Source organism: Psychrobacter piscatorii, assembly GCF_001444505.1.
In the GTDB taxonomy this organism is placed as follows: Bacteria; Pseudomonadota; Gammaproteobacteria; order Pseudomonadales; family Moraxellaceae; genus Psychrobacter; species Psychrobacter piscatorii_B.
Genome location: NZ_LNDJ01000052.1, coordinates 102201 through 121844, shown reverse-complemented (window position 1 = coordinate 121844; position 19644 = coordinate 102201). Strand labels below are relative to the sequence as shown.

Sequence of the window (19644 nt, the reverse complement as noted above, 5' to 3'; positions counted from 1 at the left end):
CTTATGTACATTACTATAGCAAACAATCCAAATTATCGGCATCAATATTATTACCTTGATAACCTATCGATTGCTATCGTTATTTGAGCTCAATATGGCTTATTTATATAACCACTTCATCATTGGTTTGGATAACCGCCTGTTTAATATGCCTATTTAGCTTAAGGTATAAGAAGATACCAAAAACAATATTGAGCACACCTGTTACCAAAAATAGCTGCGGTAGACTTAGCTCTAATGCATTTAAGATGACAATCGCAAAAATCGCTGATGTGACCATAAATATCGCATTGAATATATTGTTGGCACCCACGATACGCGCACGGTGACTTTTCGGCGCATAAGCCTGCATTGAAGCATACAAAGGCACAATATATAAACCGCCACTGAATCCCAATAAAAACAAATCAGCAAAGACGCGCCAGCTTCCACTGACACCAAACAAGTCACTGATGCCAAGCAATGTGTCATTATTCACATTTATGTTTAGGCTTGAAAGTGAAAAGTACAAATCAATAGCAAAGATACTCAATCCAGCAATACCAAAAGGCAATAGGCGCAGGCTTACTTGGTTTTTGGTCAATGATTTGCATAGGAGCGAACCTATCGATACCCCTACTGAAAATAGCGTCAATAGAAAAATCACCACCGACTCATCACCATGCAAAATGACTTTGCTAAATTCAGGCACTTGGGTCAAAAACGTCGCCCCATAGAACCAAAACCAGCTGTTGCCAAGAATGACAAAAAACAAGAATGGCAGAGAGTAGAGATAGCGTACCGTAGACAAGCTGATGGTGATAATATTCCAGTTAATCTTAAGATCAGGCTGCATGGCTGGCATGTTAGGGATATAGCGCGCTGCCAGATAACCCAGCACAGCAACGACCAATACGGTAGCGCTAATCCAATATAAGGATTGTGACAGCTGGGTTAAGATACCAGCGACAATCATCCCAACAAGAATGGCTAGAGAAGTGCCCATTTGAAACAGACCGTTGGCACCGACCAGCTCATCTTCTTTCATTGCCTGTGGCAGATAGGCGTATTTAATCGGGCCAAAAAAGGTCGAATGCGTGCCCATCAAGAACAACGCAACAAATAAAAGGGCGTACCATTCAAAAACAAAACCAACCGCAGCGATTGCCATGATGACCAGCTCAAGCACTTTGATAAACTGCGTGAGCTTAGATTTTTCATACTTATCAGCGATTTGTCCTGCCAATGCCGAAAACAAAAAGTAGGGCAATATGAATAACATCGCGGCCAAATTGTTTAAAATACTGACTTCGACGCCCAATTGACTGGCAGCGGTATAAGTCAGAACCAGTATGAGTGCTTGTTTAAAGATATTGTCATTAAACGCACCCAAAAACTGGGTGAAAAACATGGCGCTAAAACGGCGGCGCTTAAATAGCTGAAACTGATTGGACATGAACGTTCCTACAGATGAGACGCGGCTGATAAAGTAAGAAGAGGCGCTGAACGCAGCTTATAATGCGATAGCAATCATCAATATTATCAAAAACTTATCGAAATACAGCATAGGTTTTATCAATATTAAGCCGTATAATAGCAAGGCTTAGGTAAAAATACATGAAACCTGCGCTATGATTTCATAATTAACTAAGTTATGATTTGTAAATTTTATATGGTTGCATTAAAAGGTGCGAGCGACGGTAAAGGTGAAGGCTTGCTATCAATTAAGACAGTTTGTATGGTGTCACCCATCGAGTGCTGAGATTTAATATGCGCTAGAGACTTCCATCATGACAAGCAACGTAGTAAACCATTAATTTCAGCCCACTGCTATAAGTTTATTCACCGGTCAGACTTGGCGATAATCAATCGTTAATAATAGTATGCCGCGTGAAGGGATAGGACGTAAACATGACCCAGCCGCCTTCAACTCGAGCACGCAACACATTAATGAGGCAGCGTGACAGCGTGAGTATTCAGAATGATATCAACATCCAAAGCACTCATGTCGGTACTTCCCGTATTCATTTTAAGCGCTCAGCGCTCTGTACCGCGCTAGCTACTAGTCTAGTCAGTGTTGCACCTGCGGCATTGGCTGAGACAACCAACACAAATATCGCCAATCCATCGACCAGCAATCAAGTTGCTAAGACTCAATCAGCTAACAATCAAACGGCCAATAATACATCAGGCACACTATCAGACGATGATACCCAGCTCGATGCTGCCTTAGATGCACTACGTCTAAAAAAGGCAGTGGAGCAAGGTATTATTGATCAGTCGGTCTTGGATGACTATAGCGAGCAAAATTTGGGCATCAAAAAATCTGATGCTAACTCGCCATCGTCTCAGAATGACAGTGCCCGAAATAATAATCAGAATAGTGGCCTGCAAGATTCAAATCGTTTCGACGAGGATATGTACGCAGAAGGCATGCAGGCAGATCTATCTAACGATGATTTGTTGCAGCAAGCAACAGCGATACAGCAGCAAGGCTATCAGATGATGACGCCTGAGCAGATTGATCGTGAGCTGGCTGCGATGGATTTGCAAAACGCTCAAGATATCGACAGCATTAACAACGACAGTGCCTTTGATGCGCCAATTGCCACATTGAACGACACAGCGCCGCCCATCGGCTTAGATGTTGACTTAGATGCGACCAACTTGCCTATGCCTAGCAATCTTGACACACTGGGTAGAAGTGAGGCCGCAGCAGAACAGGCAGCCACAGCTGAAATTATGTCACGTCCCATTAACGTGAGTGACTCTGTCAGTAGTGGCAATGTCAATGCGGCAAATGGCATTAATGATGAGATAATAGCAGGTAATAGCGATATAACTGATGGCGGTAACATGCCCTCAGATGTGATTGATCCTGAAGACTACCTACCGGATTATCAGAATGATACTCAGGCCGTCAATCAAAGCATTGAGCAAGCTGACCAGTCAAAACCACTTGCACGTAATAAAAGCAACATTGTCAAGCGTCTCTATAATCGCTTTTTCAATGGTGGCGCAATGGCATTGCCTAGTGTGGAGACCACGGTTTATATACAACAAGCTGGCGCCGAAGACACGGCTAATGGTCAACCAAAACTCATCAAAGCTGACGACGATATTCAGCCAATGAAAAACATCAAAGCGGCCCTTGATGATACGACAGTACAGTCGGTCATTGATTTTACCGCAGCGCTACCACGTTTGCGTCAAACGGCATTGGATGCTGCCAAAGCAGTGGGTTACTATGATGTGACGCTTAGTCTACGTCAGCCTACACGTGATACGATCAATGTGGTTATCGAAGAGCTGGGCGAGCCTGTTATTGTAGACAGCCGTATCGTTGATATCCGCGGTGAGGGCGGTGAGCAAGAAGAGTTTGTCGCGCTTGAAAAAGAATTACCGCCGCAAGAAGGGGATGTCTTTAATCATCGTGTCTACAAGAGTAGCAAAGCGGCGCTTGAATCTTTGAGTAATACCTATGGATATTTTGATCAGTATTGGTTGAACAAATCTGTCGATATTATCTTACCAGACAACAAAGCGGATATGTCTTTGGTCTACAACACAGGCGACCGCTACGAGTTTGATGATGTTGTTTTCTTTACCTATGACAAAGAAACCAACACGCTGACACAAGACCCTGACAAACTCCCAGTAGAATTGTCGTTATTGCAGCAGTTGTATGAGTTTGCGCCGGGCGATCCTTTCTATCGTCCGTCAGTGACAAAGTTTAGTAATGACTTATCAGCGACTCGCTATTTCAACACTGTCAACGTTGAATCAATATTACCGCCAGATGACCGGAGTGAGGCCAGTACATTGGCATTTGATAATGCACCTGCCAATAGTAATGCTATATTGGATGAGGATGTTGATAATGATGGCATCTCAGATATGACTGGAGATAATGCTACTCTAGCAGCATCCAATAATCGTTTGGCTAGTACAGAAGATACGGGTAGTAGTACTGGCGTAGAGCGTGAAAGTGCGCTTGGCAATGGTAGTGGCGAGACTGTCAATGAAGCTGATATTGCTGCTATCGAGTTTGAGGTTGATGAAGAAACGCTCGATAAGCTACAAGCGGTTAAACAAAAAGCGGAGCGTCTAAGCCGCCTGCCGGATGACCGCGTGCTGGATGAAAAAGACCAAGAAGCTGATAACTTATTAGGCAAAATTAGTGACTCTATCAGTAATGTGGCCCAAAAGATATTCCCTGATGATGCAGACTTCACCGTTGATGAGGATTTCGTACCGCCAACGCTGGCAGGACGTAAAACACCGCAAGACGTTGCCACAAGCAAAAAAGTACCGTTGTATGTCTTTGTATACGCTGATAAACCGCGTGATGCTCAGGTTGGTTTGGGTTATGGTACTGACACAGGCGTGCGAGCAACCGCCAAGATCGATTATAATTTGCTTAACCGTCAGGGCTATCAAGCAGGTGCAGAAACCGAAGTGTCCAGAATCAGCAAAAACGTCGCTGTCTATGCGAGCCGCCCTTGGAATCATCCACTCAATGACAAATTGGATGGGCGTCTGACTTATGAAGAAGAAGTCATTGACCAAGGCAAAGGTAATTTTGATTTATCTACCACCACTTTAAAAGCGGCTTTGGCACGTAATATTCGCCGTGATAGTGGTTGGAATCGTAGCTACTCTATGCGTTATCGTTTAGATGAGCTAGAGACTGGCGTTGACGGCGCCGCGCGTGATGATTTACCTATCCGCTTTACCTCGTCAAACCCCAAGCAGCAAGCATTGCTATTTGGCTATGGCATGAATAAAACCGACACGGATAGTGCGACCAATCCAACGCGCGGTATGCGTCAGTATTATTCGATTGAAGCAGGTGCTGACAAAGCGCTGAGTGATACTGATTTGGCCATCGTGCGTGCTGGTGTTAGCGGTATTTATAGCTTTGGCGATGACAAAAAACACCAAGTGCTTGGTAGTTTGAATGGTGGTTATATTTGGGCAGATGATTTTTATGACGTGCCTTACAAATTGCGCTTTTTCGCAGGTGGCGACCAAAGCATCCGTGGCTATGATTACGAGAGCTTATCGCCACTAAATGATAAAGGCTATCTGACAGGCGGGCAAGTACTAGCGGTTGGTAGTGCAGAGTATAATTATGAGTTCAAACCGGGCTTTCGCGGTGCATTCTTTACCGATGTTGGTAATGCGTACGACAAAGACTTTGATGCTGAAACCAAAGTTGGCGTCGGCGTCGGTGTGCGCTGGGCCTCTCCTGTCGGAATGGTGCGTGTCGATGTCGCCGCAGGGGTGACAGAAGACAATATTCCTGTGCGATTACATTTCTTTATTGGCTCGCCATTGTAAAAGCTTACTTCCTACATATGAACACAGATCGCTTGAACCGTTTTATTCATTACTTATCGTACCGATTGCTGGTCATTACTTTTTAACGTAGTTGAGTGTCATGCAGACAAAAAATACCCCGCCTAACAATGCACCAGATGAAGATCCATCACAGCGCGATGCTCGTGCCGTTAGGCGCTGGTATCCGCTATCATTTTTACTCAAACTACTGGTACTGATTATTATCGTACTAGCGATTATGTTTGCGATATTTTTTTATGCTGCAGGCACGGACTCTGGCACCAAGTTTATTTTAGAAAAAATCAGTGCTGAGACGGGTATCGATTTCAAATATGGGCGCGGTAATTTGCGTGATGGTATTTGGGTGACAGATATCGATATTGAAGCCACTGAAGACCTTGAGGTATTAGTAGACAAAGCTTATGTCAAGATAGGCTGGCGTGCGGTATTTGCAAAAGAAGTACATCTAAGCGATGCTGACATTCAAACCATCGAGATCCTCAATAAAAAACCACCGACTGGCGAGCCGTTTGATTATAAGACGCTAAAGCTACCAGTCAATCTACGTTTTGATCACGCAAAAATCAATAAAATTATTTATAAGCAAGTGACCAAAGAGCCTATTGTTATCAACAATACTACGGCTCGCGATCTCACATGGGTTGGCAGCACTGTGACGGTCGGTCGAGGCAGCTTACAATATGCTGATATTGTAAAAGTCAGTGCCTTACAAGGTGAGGCAGATTTACAAGGCGACTACCCACTGGATCTGAGCGCGATTGTAGAGGTGAGGGCGCTTGAAAAAGCTTATATCGATCCATTGAATATCACGGCAACAGGCTCGCTAAAACGTACGGTTGGTAACGTGCGTAGTCGCTATAACGACAGCGACGTTAGCGGCGATTTTGTGGTTCAAGGCCTAGATGCAGGCGCACCGTTTCAGGCAAAACTGAAGTGGGATGATATTTTGCTCCCTTATGCAGATGACCAAAATATTCATCTAAAAAGCGGTATGGCTACGGCATCAGGCGTTATCTCTGAGATACGGCTGCGCATCAATACAGAGCTGACCTCTAAAGATATTCCTTCGGGACATTATCAAGGGCGCGGCGTCATTGCAGACAGTCAATTGCGTATTGACCGCTTAGAAGCCGATGTTCCCTCTGGACGTTTGCTGCTTCAGGGCATCTTAGGCTGGAGAGAGAGCTTTAATGCGACAGTGCGTGCGGCTGGTAGTAACTTTGACATTCGACGTGCGATTCCTGATGAGTATGCTGATTTTAAAGCGTATGCTCCTCAAACGCTCAATGGCAGATTATCGTTACGTTATCAGCAGCAAAACAGTACAGGTAATACAGAGATTGATGTAGACCTACGTCAGCGTGACGGCGAATATGTCAACGCCAACCTAGTGCGCGGCAAGACGTCTGCTAAATCTCAACAGACAGCGCCTTGGTATATTGATGCAAGATGGCAAAACTTGACTCGCCGTGATGTGCCTAATATTGGTAACATCAATAGCCCGCGTGGTCAGGCCGGTGTGATCGTCCGTGGTTCTACTGTCTCAGTAGATGCCAATGCAGTAATCAATGAGCTCAATGCGGCGCCCAAAGGCAACTATGACGTGCGCTTGCGTAAAGCGGGCGATGTCATTGATATCAACCGACTCAATTATGATGGCATCGTAGGCGACCTATCAGGAACTGGGCAGATTCGGCTAGCAGGCAAAAACCGACCGCTGACATGGCAGATTGATGCAGCGACCAAGGGTTTATTGCCTAAAGAGTACCGTAGCGATTTACCACTTGAGCGCCTGACGGGCCGCCTAAGCGCTCGTGGTCGCCTGTTAAATATCACCAAAAATGGCGTTAGCGGTCAGCGCCATGTGATTACTGTCAATAATACCGACTTACAGGCACAGCTTGATGCCACGCAAAACGGACGCGCGATCGGTATAACAGGTAGCGGTGATGCCAGTGTCGATATCGTGGGTGGTGAGTTGTCCGTATTTGATGCGCGTTTCAATGGTCAGATCGATACAGCAGATGTACCAAAAGGTCGTCTATCAATCGACGCAGCGGGTACGCCAAAATTAATTAGTATCCGCAAATTGAATTATGATGGCGAAGCTGGTGCGGTGAATGCCAAAGGTGTCATTGACTTGCGTCGTAATATTGGCTGGACGGTCGATGGTCGCTTTGACAACTTTAATTTGGGTTACTTTTTACCAAATAATCCAGCAATCATCACAGGTGATCTAAAAACCAGTGGCGAGTGGCAGGCTGCGCCTAAAAACAGCCCAAATACCGCAGGTAAATTACAGCGTTTTGCTGTGAATTTCGATGGGGTTTTGGATGCCGAGCAACTACCAGCAGGTAAGCTCAATATTGAAGCTAGCGGCGATAGTCAGCTGATCCGTATCAACCGTCTGCGGCATGTGGGCGCGGCAGGTAGTATTGATGCCAAAGGAACGGTCGATGTGCGTCAAGGCATTGCATGGGACATCAATGCGGTGATGGATCGCTTCAATATCGGATATTTCTTAAAGGATACACCAAGCCTTATCACGGGTACCATCGATACGGATGGGCGCTGGGGCGATACACAGCAAACAATCAATATCAAACAAGTCAATCTGAGCGGTATGCTGAAAGGCCAGCCGCTCAGTGCTAAAGGCAGCTTGGCCGCAAAACTGCGCTTGCCAAAAGACTTAGCCAGCTATTTCAAACGTCTACAAACACAAGATGCCCAAGCACAGTATAAGCAAGTGAATGCATTGATCGATAGTTTAAACGCTGACAACTTGATACTACGCTGGGGTGACAACTATGTCACTGCTAATGGCAATGCCAAACAGCTACAGACCAAAATCAATATCACAAGCCTAGATCAACTGTCAGATAAGCTTGCTGGCAAAGTAACTGGTGGAGCGACTTTGTCTCAACCAGTAGGTCAGGCTTTACCGACGATCTATATCGACTTGGTGGGTGAGCGAATTGCATTACCGGGCTTTATTTTGCGTCAAGGTCGTATACGTGGCAAGTTGGTTAATCTAGCCAATAGCCCAAGCCAGCTTATCGTCAGCGCTGAAGGTCTGGATGCTGCGGGACAAAGCTTCGATAGTGTAAAAGCCTCCTTTAATGGGACTGAGCAATCTCATATCGTTGATCTAAATGTGGCCAATAAGCAGCTTGATGTTGGCGCTAGGCTTAAAGGTGGGTTTGATCGCGACAAGCTTCGTTGGTCAGGAGTCATCGGTAAAGGCCGCGTTAAATCCAGATACGCTACCTTAAATCAATTACAGCCAGCACAGCTGATTGTGAATTTGCCTAATAATCAAAATGGCAATAATACAGATCTCAAAGTACAGTTGGCTGCACATTGTTGGCAAGCCACGGACCAAACGGGCAAGCTATGCTTACGCAAGAACTTAGTGGCTTCTCCAGCCAGTGGTGAAGTCGATGTGGCATTGCAGAATTTAGATACGTCACTATTTTCAGTATTTTTACCAAAGGATATTGATTGGCACGGCAAGATTAATGGTAAAGCCATTGTCGGTTGGCAACGTGGTCGTCCGCCAACTATTAACACGACACTCTATTCAGATAATGGCAAAATCGGCTTGATTCAAGACGGGGATAGCACGCCTGTGACACTGCCTTATAAGCGTGTTTCACTAATCGCCTTGTCGGTGCCAGAAGGTATCAAGCTGCGTACCGACATCAATACGGGTCGCGGTGCTCGCGGTTATGCTGAAGTCGTTGTTGATCCTTATAAAACGCCGAAACCAATCTCTGGTGCACTCGTGTTAAATGAGCTTGATTTGGCGATATTTAAGCCTTTCTTCCCAGGTATGAGAGTACTAAAAGGCAACGTTACAATGGCAGGGGGACTGGGCGGTACGCTAGATAAGCCGCAGTTCTATGGTGATGTGAAACTCTCTGATGGCCGTATCGCTATGCTGGATTTGCCAGTGAATCTGACCAATGTCAACACACAGGCCAAAATCCGCGGTACGCAAGCGACTATCGATGGTACGTTCAAAAGCGGCACAGGCACAGGAACCTTAACAGGAACCGTCAACTGGCAGCAAAAACTACAGGCCAAATTGAGTATCGTTGGTGAAGGATTGGTTGTGACACAGCCGCCACTGCTCGTGGCTGAGATCAATCCTGATATTGACATTATTGTACGTCCAGGCGACCGCTATGTGGATATCAAAGGGGCAGTCAGCGTGCCGTCAGCGACCATTCGTCCACCAGAAGCCAGCGAAGATATTGTGACTCAATCTGAAGATGTGGTAGTGCTGGATCGTCGTTTGATTGGTAACATCGATGAGGTATTGGCAATATCAAAACCTTGGTCTATCAATGCCGATATCGGTGTTGATTTAGGTGATGACATCAATTTCCGTGGTTTTGGTGCCGTTATTCCATTGGCTGGTGCAATTAATATCAATCAAAATGGCACGGGCATCATGCGTGCCAAAGGCGTTGTTCAAGTATCACGTCGTACCAATATCAATGCTTTTGGTCAAAGCCTAGAGCTAAATTATGGTCAAGTACGCTTTAATGGCGATGTCATGAAGCCCAACTTGAGTATTGAAGCGGCAAAAACCATCAACGGTAAAACAGTGGGTCTACGCGTAAAAGGCAATACCGAAAACCCCAACATCATCGTCTTTAATAATGCAGGATTGACCCAGCAGCAAGCGATGAATGCGCTGGTGACAGGGCGAATCGATAACAAGAGTGCAACTCAAATCAGTGAGCAAGGGTTCAAGTCACAAGTGACCAATAACTTGGCAGCAGCTGGACTGAGCTTTGGTCTGAGTGGTACGCGCAGTCTGACCAATCAAATCGGACAGGCCTTTGGTTTACAGAGCTTGACGGTGGATGCATCGGGTAGCAGTGAAGATACCAATGTCAATGTCACAGGTTATGTAACCCCTGACTTGTATATCCGCTACGGCGTGGGTGTCTTTAATGCTCAAAATAGCTTATCTGTTCGCTATCAATTGACTCGTCGTATTTACGTAGAAGCCAGCTCAGCTGCTGAAAATGCGGTAGACGTGGTCTATAGTTGGCAGTTTTAAATGACGCATTTGGTAGACGGTTAATTTATAACTGACATTATTTGAAAACGATTTTATTGCTATCCAACAAAAAACGCCTTGTAATGAAGGCGTTTTTTTATAAATGGCGTGAGCTTAGTTTAAAATTATTTGGTCAAAATCAATCGGTTGTTACGAGTCAAACGTAGTCGATACTCTTCGCCTTGATGCTCGATACGTACTTCTTTGGTTAGAGCAAATAGATGCTGCGACTGTAGCGTTGGCAGACGGTTTTCACGGCAGTTTAGATAACGAGAGATAACCATATTCATGGTAAATTCCTTTTGATAAGAAGTGGCTTAATAAATTAGCTATGTTCTAATGAACCTTAACGATAATCATTATCATTTAGATTGAATGAATTTGCAAGGTAATTGATAAAATAAAATGCAGTTATTGTGTAAATTTATCTAAGGCTACTGTCACAAAGTGAGAATAGGGGGCTTTCTCCTTGTAGAAACACAGAATTTATAAGATGCATAAAAACGATAGGGACCATAAAGACAGTCGCCACGTTATTACAGCTGCCAAGTTATATACGCAGAATCAGGCGATTAAAAAGTCATAATGAAGAGAGAAGCGAAAGGTAGAGTTATGCCAAATGAGATGAGCGGCCAATCAAAAACGAAAAACATCACCACCGTCAATGTTGCGGTTGCGGTTATTCATTATGAAGACAAGTATTTGCTTGGGTTCCGAGATGCGGCCCAGCATCAGGGCAATCGCTATGAGTTTGTAGGCGGCAAAATAGAGGCTGATGAGTCAGCAGAGCAGGCATTGATTCGGGAGGTTGCTGAAGAAACAGGGATCGATATTCATCAAAATATGATGGTGAAGCTTGGGCGTTTGCATCATGACTACGGTGATAAGCAAGTGAGTTTGCAGGTTTATCAGGTTGAACTGACCGCACAGCAGTATGAGCAGCACAAAGACTGTGAATATGGCCTAGAGGGGCAGGCAATGACTTGGGCTGATAAGTCTAAGTTACTAGCAGGAGAGTATCATCTGCCCGCTGCCAATAAAACTATTTTGGAGTGGCTAAAGCTTCCTACAAAAATAGCGATTACGTATCCACTTGCGCATTTTTCTGCCCAGCCAAATTCAGCAGCAGCATGGGTGCACTATCATCGAGAACAGTTGGCACCAGAGTCTTGGGTTTATATCCGACTAAAAGCATCTGAGTTAGAATATATTGCCCAGCAGCTAATGGATGTGCGTCCAGATATTCTAGCGATTTTGCCGTACGACAATGACTGTCAGCGCTCCAAGACGACAAGTACCGATGCAATGGTAGAGGCAAAAACGACTGGTTCGATTGTCGCTAGACACCTGACGCATTCGGTATTAATGGCATGGTTCAATGGTACTCAAGATATTACAGAGTCTGAGCAATTGGCCGACATATCGAGTGAGCGTCCACTAATAGTCAGCTGTCATGATATTGACAGCATTCTTGCCGCTAATAAACTTGCGAGTATGCGCATACAGCAGCAGTTGTCGCCAGTGATTGGCGCTTTTTTGTCTCCTGTACTTACAACTCAGACGCATCCTGACACGGTGCCACTTGGATGGGAGGCGTGGTCAGCTTTGGCACAGTTAGCTGACATGCCAGTCATTGGTCTGGGCGGCTTGGCACCTGTCATGATTGACCAGACATTAGCGCACGGCGGTGTCAGTGTCGCAGGCATTCGTCAGTTCCACGAATGAAAAACTAGAAAATGAGTGCCCATTAAGCAGCAATATCATTCACTTGACTATGTTTGCTTATTAAGATAGGTAAGTATAAATAACTGATTTTTAAGTTATTTATCCAGTCAGTAACTATGTGATTATGATGTGTGCATACCAATGCATAAACCCATCGTTATTTACAAACCGTTGCGTTTCCCTACATTGCACTACTGTTTTAATAGTCCAGCTGCCCTTAATATATATTCCATATCTACAACGCATTGATTCTGTTTTTTATCACTGAACTAACTATTAACGCATTTATCAAAACCTATAATAAAAAAGAGCGTTTGTAGCAGTAGAGTTTGGGTCGACAATTAACTCTGAAACTCAGGCTCATTACAAAATCAATTCGGATAAATGATGCAGATAAAGTATTTTAACAATCACTATTAATAACGGTATCCCTATGAAAACCAATAAGTTACCTGAGTCAGAATGGACTGACTCACAGGCAGCTGGTTCTCAATCTCAGCAGACTATACAGTCAAACAGCTATAACAATGGTCGTCATGCGCAACAAACAATAAATGCCAGTAATGATGCAAACTATAGCCATAAAAAACTGAGTCACGAAAACCTGAACGGCGAATATTCGCACCATCTGGCAGACGACATGTCTTCGCAAGACAGCTATTTTGGATACAAAAGCGCCGACAAAAGCCTTACTAAGGCCAAAGAGTCCGCTATGAGTAACAGTAAAAACAGTCGACATCTGAAAAATAATGATAAAGACCAATTCAACATTGCTAATGGATACAAGCGATCAGCAACCTTGAATAAAGACGAGCCGCTAATCTCTGAGCTTGTAGATGACCAAGCAAGTAATTTGCAAGACAGCAGCAAGCAAATCCTTGATACTTCATCAACCGCTATCAACTCGTCATATAAAGACATACCGGAGCGTATATTTATGAATGGACTTATTAAGCATACAGGCATTGCGTTAGCGATCATCATACCGCTGGCGGCATTTTCAGCCTATGCTGCAACGCCGCCCATTAATATGGCTACTGCCAGTAATATGCAAGATAATGTGATGAGCGAGAAGATTACGATCGATATGCTATCAGTTAAGCCAAGCGATATTATCTATAAGTCTGCAAGCACACCAACGACAGTGGATAGTGTCGATCTCAATGAATACGCTGGGACATGGTATGAGATTGGACGTCTACCGATGTATTTTCAACGCAAATGCGCAGGCGATGTCACGGCAAACTATACGCAAAAGACCGATGGGTCAGGCATCATCGTTACTAATAAATGTATGGCGGAAGATGGTTCGACCATTACCGCAGACGGTTTGGCTAAGCCAGTCGATGAAAGTGGTAGCAAACTAAAAGTGACGTTTTTACCGAAGTGGATTCGCTGGATCCCAGTCGGTCGTGCTGATTATTGGGTACTAGCACGTGATGCAGATTATAAAACTGCGCTAGTAGGGACACCTAATAAAAAATACTTATGGCTTCTAGCACGGTCGCCGAATATCAGTCAGGAAACGTATACTAAATATCGTCAGGTTGCTCAGCAGCAAGGATATGATTTGAAAGAGTTTACATTGACGTCGCAGAGCAATCAAACAGTGAATCTAGCACCATAATAGATATAATGAAAATTATTGCTTCAATTAATTAAGCGCTATGGCAATTATCATGTAAACGACGTCCTAATAAGGCAGCATATATGGCTGCCTTTATTTTTATACTTGTTTATATATGAGTTTGTATATAACGACAAAACCTATTATGCACACTAGCTAATCGGTTATTACTGGCAAAATGAGGCATTTTAGGCTAAAATCTAGGCGATTTGAATACTCTGACGTCAAGAACTGATATTGATAGTGGTTGATTATCCTATTACAGTCACCACCTAGAGCATACACGACCTATCTTATTTATATCTCTTCATATTTTATCGATCATACATTACTGACCATAAGGATGTTTCTCGTGAGCAACGCTGATACCTTACGCCAATTACATCAAGACCACTTAAAAAACTACAACAATCAAGAGCAACAAGCCATTGAGCTTATGGGGCTATTGAGCAAGCTCTATAATGAGCAAGACGTACAAGTGACTTTGTTTGGCGAAACGCTAGACGCTACTTCAGTTGGTCAAATACTTGGACTACATCAAAAAGCAGCATTGCGCGACAACGATGCCAACGCTATCGATATCGCTGATACTCTAGCGATGGTAAAAGTTATCTCAGAAAACACTGATATCCAAGCTACTCGTATTGATGTTGGTCAATTGATTGCTAATGATACCGATGTACAAGCCGCTCTACAGTCTATCAACAACGCTGGTTCCGTGAATGGCGCAACAGACGTCGTACTATATGGCTTTGGTCGTATCGGTCGTATCTTGACCCGTCTGTTATTGTCACAAGCGTCAAGCGCAAAAGGTTTGCAGCTAAAGGCAATCGTCGTACGTCCAGCCGCTGCTGGTGACTTGGCTAAGCGTATCTCATTGCTTGAGCGCGACTCAATTCATGGTAGATTCTTAGGTGGCATCAGTATCGATGAAGACAATAACGGCATGATCGTTAATGGTCGTTTCGTACAAGTCATCTATGCCAAAGACCCAAGCGAAATCGATTATACTGCTTATGGTATTAACAATGCGCTAGTTATCGATAACACCGGTATTTGGAAAGACGAAGCGGGCCTTGGTAAGCACCTACAGTCTACTGGCGTGAAAAAAGTACTCCTAACAGCACCTGCTGGTGGCGATATCAAAAACGTCGTTTATGGTGTGAATAACGACACCGTTGGTGATGACACAATCGTGAGTGCTGCGAGCTGTACGACCAATGCGATTACACCGACGTTAAATGTACTAAACGATGAGTACGGTATCGTAAATGGTCATGTAGAGACTATTCACTCATTTACCAATGATCAGAACTTGGTTGATAACTATCACAAAGCAGACCGTCGTGGTCGTAGTGCGGTGATGAACATGGTTATCACCAGTACTGGTGCTGCAAAAGCAGTGGGCAAAGCATTACCAGAATTGAACGGTAAGCTGACGGGTAATGCTATCCGTGTACCGACACCAAATGTCAGCCTAGCAATCTTGAACTTGAATCTAAAGACCGCACCAGCAAGCGCTGATGCGTTGAATGAGTTCTTGCGTAAGATTGCTAACAGCAGCACGTGGCAGTCGCAAATTGCTTATACCGATTCTACAGAAGCCGTATCTACTGACTTTGTTGGTACGACCCATGTTGGTATCGTTGATGCCCAAGCGACTATTTTGACTGACAACCAAGCTATTGTTTATGTTTGGTATGATAATGAAGTCGGTTATAGTACTCAGGTATTGCGTTTGGCGACGCAGATGGCAGGAATCAGCTACGCTCAGATTCCAGCATAGATTACTAAATACAGTAGCGCAATAACGTTATACTAAGCCTCTCAAAGCATGGTCACTTTAAAGATTATGCTGCAATAGACTCTACTTTGCATAGCTTGGTATCACTTTAACTGTCATACTTAAACACCCGATAGTCCGATTGATTATCGGGTGTTATTGTCATAATGGGCATGACGTAACATAGCTTCTATAGATTGCTCATTTTGTCAGAACGATATAGCAAAACCTCAAAATACAACCGCTGGTTGTCACCAGTCATAGACTGGATTGTGAATTAAGGAACGTAAGATGCGATTTATTGATGAAGCCGTCGTAACGGTAAAAGCAGGTGACGGTGGTAACGGAATCGCCAGTTTTCGCCGAGAAAAATATGTCCCACGTGGTGGACCGGATGGTGGCGATGGTGGCAAGGGCGGAGATATTTATGTCATTGCAGAGGACAACACCAACACTCTAGTTGACTATCGCTATACGCGTCGTCATGATGCCATGCGCGCTGAAAACGGTCATAGCAGAAACTGCTCAGGCAAAGGATCAGATGATTTGTATTTACCAGTACCAGTTGGTACAACGGTCGTGGATACCGAAACTGATGAAGTACTCGGTGATTTGATTGAAATTGGCCAGACGCTATTGGTCGCTAAAGGTGGTGACGGTGGTCTGGGTAATACCCATTTCAAAAGCTCAACCAACCAAGCACCGCGTAAAGCCACGTCTGGTTTTGAGGGTGAGTTAAAAGTTCTTAAGTTTGAGCTAAAAGTTGTGGCTGATGTTGGCTTGATTGGTTTGCCTAACGCGGGTAAGTCGACCTTTATCCGTCAAGTCTCTGCTGCTAGACCAAAAGTGGCTGATTATCCGTTTACCACGCTAGTACCAAACTTGGGTGTGGTCGATATTGGTCGTCATCGTTCGTTCGTGATGGCAGATATCCCTGGTCTTATTGAAGGCGCATCAGAAGGCGCAGGACTTGGTATTCGCTTCTTAAAACATGTTGCGCGTACGCGTCGTCTGTTACACTTAGTCGATGTCAAGCCTGTTGATGGTAGCGACCCGGTCGAGAACGCCCGCGTTATCCTAAATGAGCTTGAGCGTTTTTCACCTGAATTGGCCAACTTACCACAAATTTTGGTATTGAACAAAATCGATCAGGTCAATGATGAAGACTTGAACGCGCTTTGTACACATATCGTGGCAGAGCTTGGTTGGACAGGTATGGTTTTCCGTACAGCAACGCTGACTGGTGAAGGTGTTGATGCAGTAAAATATCATTTAATGAATGATATTGAACTTGAGCGCGAGCGTGAAATAGAAGATCCTATATTCGCTGAAGCACAAAAAGAACGTTTTGAGCGTTTAGAAGCCGAAGTGCGTCTAAACACTGAAGCACAGCGTGAAGCATATCGTGCAGCTCGTAAAGCCGCGCGTGAAGGCTTAGATTTGTCCGATTTGGATGATGACGACGATGGTGTTGAGGTAATGTACGTTCCTTAAGCTAGTATGCTTAAGCGGTTATACTTGAATTGTGAATTTAATCCCTACAATCAATTGATATGAAAAAAAGGAGTTTATATGGCAGATGACATAGCAAACACGACCGAAGAAGCAAGATTTGTTAAACAATCTCGCAACTTTGATATTCAGCGCGTTATTGTCAAGATTGGCTCATCATTATTGACAAATAATGGTCGAGGGTTGGATCGTACTGCCATATATGAGTGGGCAAAGCAGATTGCTAAGCTGCACAAAAAAGGTGTTGAAGTGCTGCTGGTATCGTCAGGTGCCGTTGCTGAAGGTGTGGTACGTATGGACCTTGAGGAACGCCCTAAAAAACTGGCAGCATTACAAGCCTGCGCTTCTATTGGTCAAATGGGACTGATTGAAACATGGTGGTCAGCACTGATTCAGCATGGAATTCAAAGCTCACAGCTCTTATTGACTCATGATGACTTGTCCAATCGTAGCCGTTATCTCAATACTACAGGCGCGCTCACGCAACTATTAGAATGGCGTGTGCTACCGGTCATTAACGAAAATGACACCATTACCATTGATGAGATTAAATTTGGCGATAATGACACGTTGGGTGCGATGGCAGCCGCGATGGTTAATGCAGATTTGTACATCATCTTAACCGATCAAGAAGGCGTGTTCACTGATAACCCACGTGACAATCCTGATGCCAAGATGATTCGTCAAGAACGTGCCATGGCCGATTATTTATTTGATATTGCAGGTGACGGTGGCAAGCTTGGGCGCGGTGGTATGTTAACTAAAATTCGTGCTGGTCGTCTTGCAGCAATGGGTGGTTGCCCAACCGTTATTGTGAGCGGTGCTATCGATGATGTGATCACTCGTGTTGTTTCAGGTGAGGCAGTCGGTACATTATTGACCACCAACGAAGAAGATAAAATCATCGCTCGGAAACAATGGCTTGCTGCGCATTTGCGTATGTCAGGTAGCTTGGTCGTTGATGCAGGTGCCGCAAAAGCATTGACTGAACACAACAGAAGCTTACTGCCAGTAGGCGTTGTAGAAGTTCGTGGCGGCTTTGATGAAGGTGATGTGGTAGAAATTGTTCATCAAGACACTGGCGAGCGTATAGCCGTTGGTCAGGTAAATTTCTCATCGCATGAGGCGCACCGTGTTGCCCGTGAGCGTACAGAGAAGTTTGACAAAATCTTCGGTAGTAACGAAGACCGTGTGGTGATGGTGCATCGTGACAATCTTGCGATAACTGTATAACGTATTCATGATATAGCACGGCTGTTTTTTATAGCTTATAAATATTTATTGTTATTTTATTCAACCTATTTTATCCAGCACAGTATCTATTTATAAATATGGATACTATGTTGTTTTGGAGATTTGTACATGAGTGCTTCAGACAAGAGTGACTCGATTCAGCAGCAATTTGCACCACTAAAAAACGACAGGCTGCTACGTGCATTACGCTTTGAGCCCATCGATACCACGCCAGTTTGGATGATGCGCCAAGCTGGTCGTTACTTACCAGAGTACAAAGCCACTCGTGCTGAAGCCGGCGACTTTATGAGCCTGTGCAAAGATACAGATCGTGCTACTGAAGTGACGCTCCAACCGTTACGTCGTTATGACTTAGATGCTGCGATCTTATTTAGTGACATCTTGACCATTCCTGATGCCATGGGATTAGGTTTGTATTTTGAGACTGGCGAAGGTCCTAAGTTTAAGTACCCGATTCGCAAGCAGGCTGATCTTGATAGATTGCCAGTACTTGAGCCTAATGATTCTCTTGACTATGTAATGCGCGCCGTGACCAGCATTCGCAAAGCGCTAAATGGTCAAGTGCCTTTATTTGGGTTTTCTGGTAGTCCATGGACGCTTGCTACATATATGATAGAAGGTGGTAGTTCAAAGGATTATCGTTATACCAAAGGCTTTTTGTATAGCGATCCTGATTTTTTACATCAGTTATTAGACAAGCTTGTGACTTCGGTCATTGACTATCTCGATGCACAAATTGTGGCCGGAGCTCAGATCGTACAAATATTTGACAGTTGGGGCGGGGCGCTTGGTCATCGTCAATTTATCGAGTTTTCGCACAATTACAACAAGCGTATCGTGGCTGAACTAAAGCAGCGTCATCCGCAAGTACCGGTGGTATTATTTACCAAAGGTGGCGGGTTATGGCTTGATATTCAGGCTGATAGTGAAGCTGACGCTTTAGGTTTAGATTGGACGATGCCGCTTGACCGCGCGCGTCAAGTACTGACTGAGAGCCAGCGTGAGTTAACCAAAAAGCATAAGAAGCTACAAAGCAGCAAAGCCATTCAAGGCAATTTAGATCCGGCAACGTTATACGGATCACCCGCCACTATCCGCTCTGAAGTGAATGCGATGCTTGATCGCGCCTATGCTAATGGCGAAAAAACTGGCTACATTGCAAACTTAGGTCATGGTATTACCCAGTGGGTGAATCCTGACAATGCCAAAGTCTTTGTTGATGCGGTACATGACTACAAGATCTAAAAGCCACGGTATTCAAAGCTATGGTATTCAGAGACGGTAGGATTGACAGACTGGTTTTATGTCTATATGGCTTTGTAAGCT

At 44.4% G+C, this 19644-nt stretch carries 10 protein-coding genes; 8 read left to right on the top strand and 2 right to left on the bottom strand.

Annotation, left to right across the window (positions count from 1 at the left end; all coding sequences use genetic code 11):
• Positions 1–103: 103 nt before the first annotated feature.
• Positions 104–1435 carry an MFS transporter gene (locus AS194_RS04165; protein WP_058024211.1) on the bottom strand — a complete coding sequence of 444 codons (1332 nt, stop codon included), beginning with the start codon at positions 1433–1435 and terminating at the stop codon, positions 104–106.
• A gap of 455 nt (positions 1436–1890) precedes the next feature.
• Here AS194_RS04165 and AS194_RS04160 point away from each other — a divergent pair, with 455 nt between their 5' ends.
• Both AS194_RS04160 and AS194_RS04155 read left to right on the top strand, forming a co-directional pair.
• A complete protein-coding gene (locus AS194_RS04160; protein ID WP_058024210.1) occupies positions 1891–5322 on the top strand; it encodes an autotransporter assembly complex protein TamA in 3432 nt (1143 codons plus the stop codon).
• Between the two features lie 100 nt (positions 5323–5422).
• The gene (locus tag AS194_RS04155; protein WP_058024209.1) at positions 5423–10417 is read left to right on the top strand and encodes a translocation/assembly module TamB domain-containing protein; all 4995 of its coding nucleotides are present in this window, start codon (positions 5423–5425) and stop codon (positions 10415–10417) included.
• Positions 10418–10542: 125 nt separating this feature from the next.
• Here AS194_RS04155 and hemP read toward each other — a convergent pair whose 3' ends face one another.
• A complete protein-coding gene (hemP, locus tag AS194_RS13470; RefSeq protein WP_379542873.1) occupies positions 10543–10701 on the bottom strand; it encodes a hemin uptake protein HemP in 159 nt (52 codons plus the stop codon).
• Between the two features lie 328 nt (positions 10702–11029).
• Here hemP and AS194_RS04150 point away from each other — a divergent pair, with 328 nt between their 5' ends.
• The 6 genes from AS194_RS04150 to hemE all read left to right on the top strand — a co-directional run bounded on the left by AS194_RS04150 (position 11030) and on the right by hemE (position 19563).
• The gene (locus AS194_RS04150; RefSeq protein WP_058024208.1) at positions 11030–12142 is read left to right on the top strand and encodes an NUDIX domain-containing protein; all 1113 of its coding nucleotides are present in this window, start codon (positions 11030–11032) and stop codon (positions 12140–12142) included.
• A 433-nt stretch (positions 12143–12575) separates the two neighbouring features.
• Positions 12576–13769, top strand: coding sequence for a lipocalin family protein (locus tag AS194_RS04145; protein ID WP_058024207.1), 1194 nt, complete (start codon positions 12576–12578; stop codon positions 13767–13769).
• A 343-nt stretch (positions 13770–14112) separates the two neighbouring features.
• Positions 14113–15555, top strand: coding sequence for a glyceraldehyde-3-phosphate dehydrogenase (locus AS194_RS04140; RefSeq protein WP_058024206.1), 1443 nt, complete (start codon positions 14113–14115; stop codon positions 15553–15555).
• 288 nt (positions 15556–15843) lie between these two features.
• On the top strand, positions 15844–17046 hold the full coding sequence (gene cgtA / locus AS194_RS04135; RefSeq protein WP_058024205.1) for an Obg family GTPase CgtA: 1203 nt from the start codon (positions 15844–15846) through the stop codon (positions 17044–17046).
• A gap of 78 nt (positions 17047–17124) precedes the next feature.
• Entirely contained in the window at positions 17125–18297 is a 1173-nt protein-coding gene (gene proB, locus AS194_RS04130; protein WP_058024204.1) for a glutamate 5-kinase, read from the top strand.
• Positions 18298–18426: 129 nt separating this feature from the next.
• Positions 18427–19563, top strand: a complete 1137-nt coding sequence (hemE, locus tag AS194_RS04125) for a uroporphyrinogen decarboxylase (RefSeq protein ID WP_058024203.1) — start codon at positions 18427–18429, stop codon at positions 19561–19563.
• Positions 19564–19644: the final 81 nt, after the last annotated feature.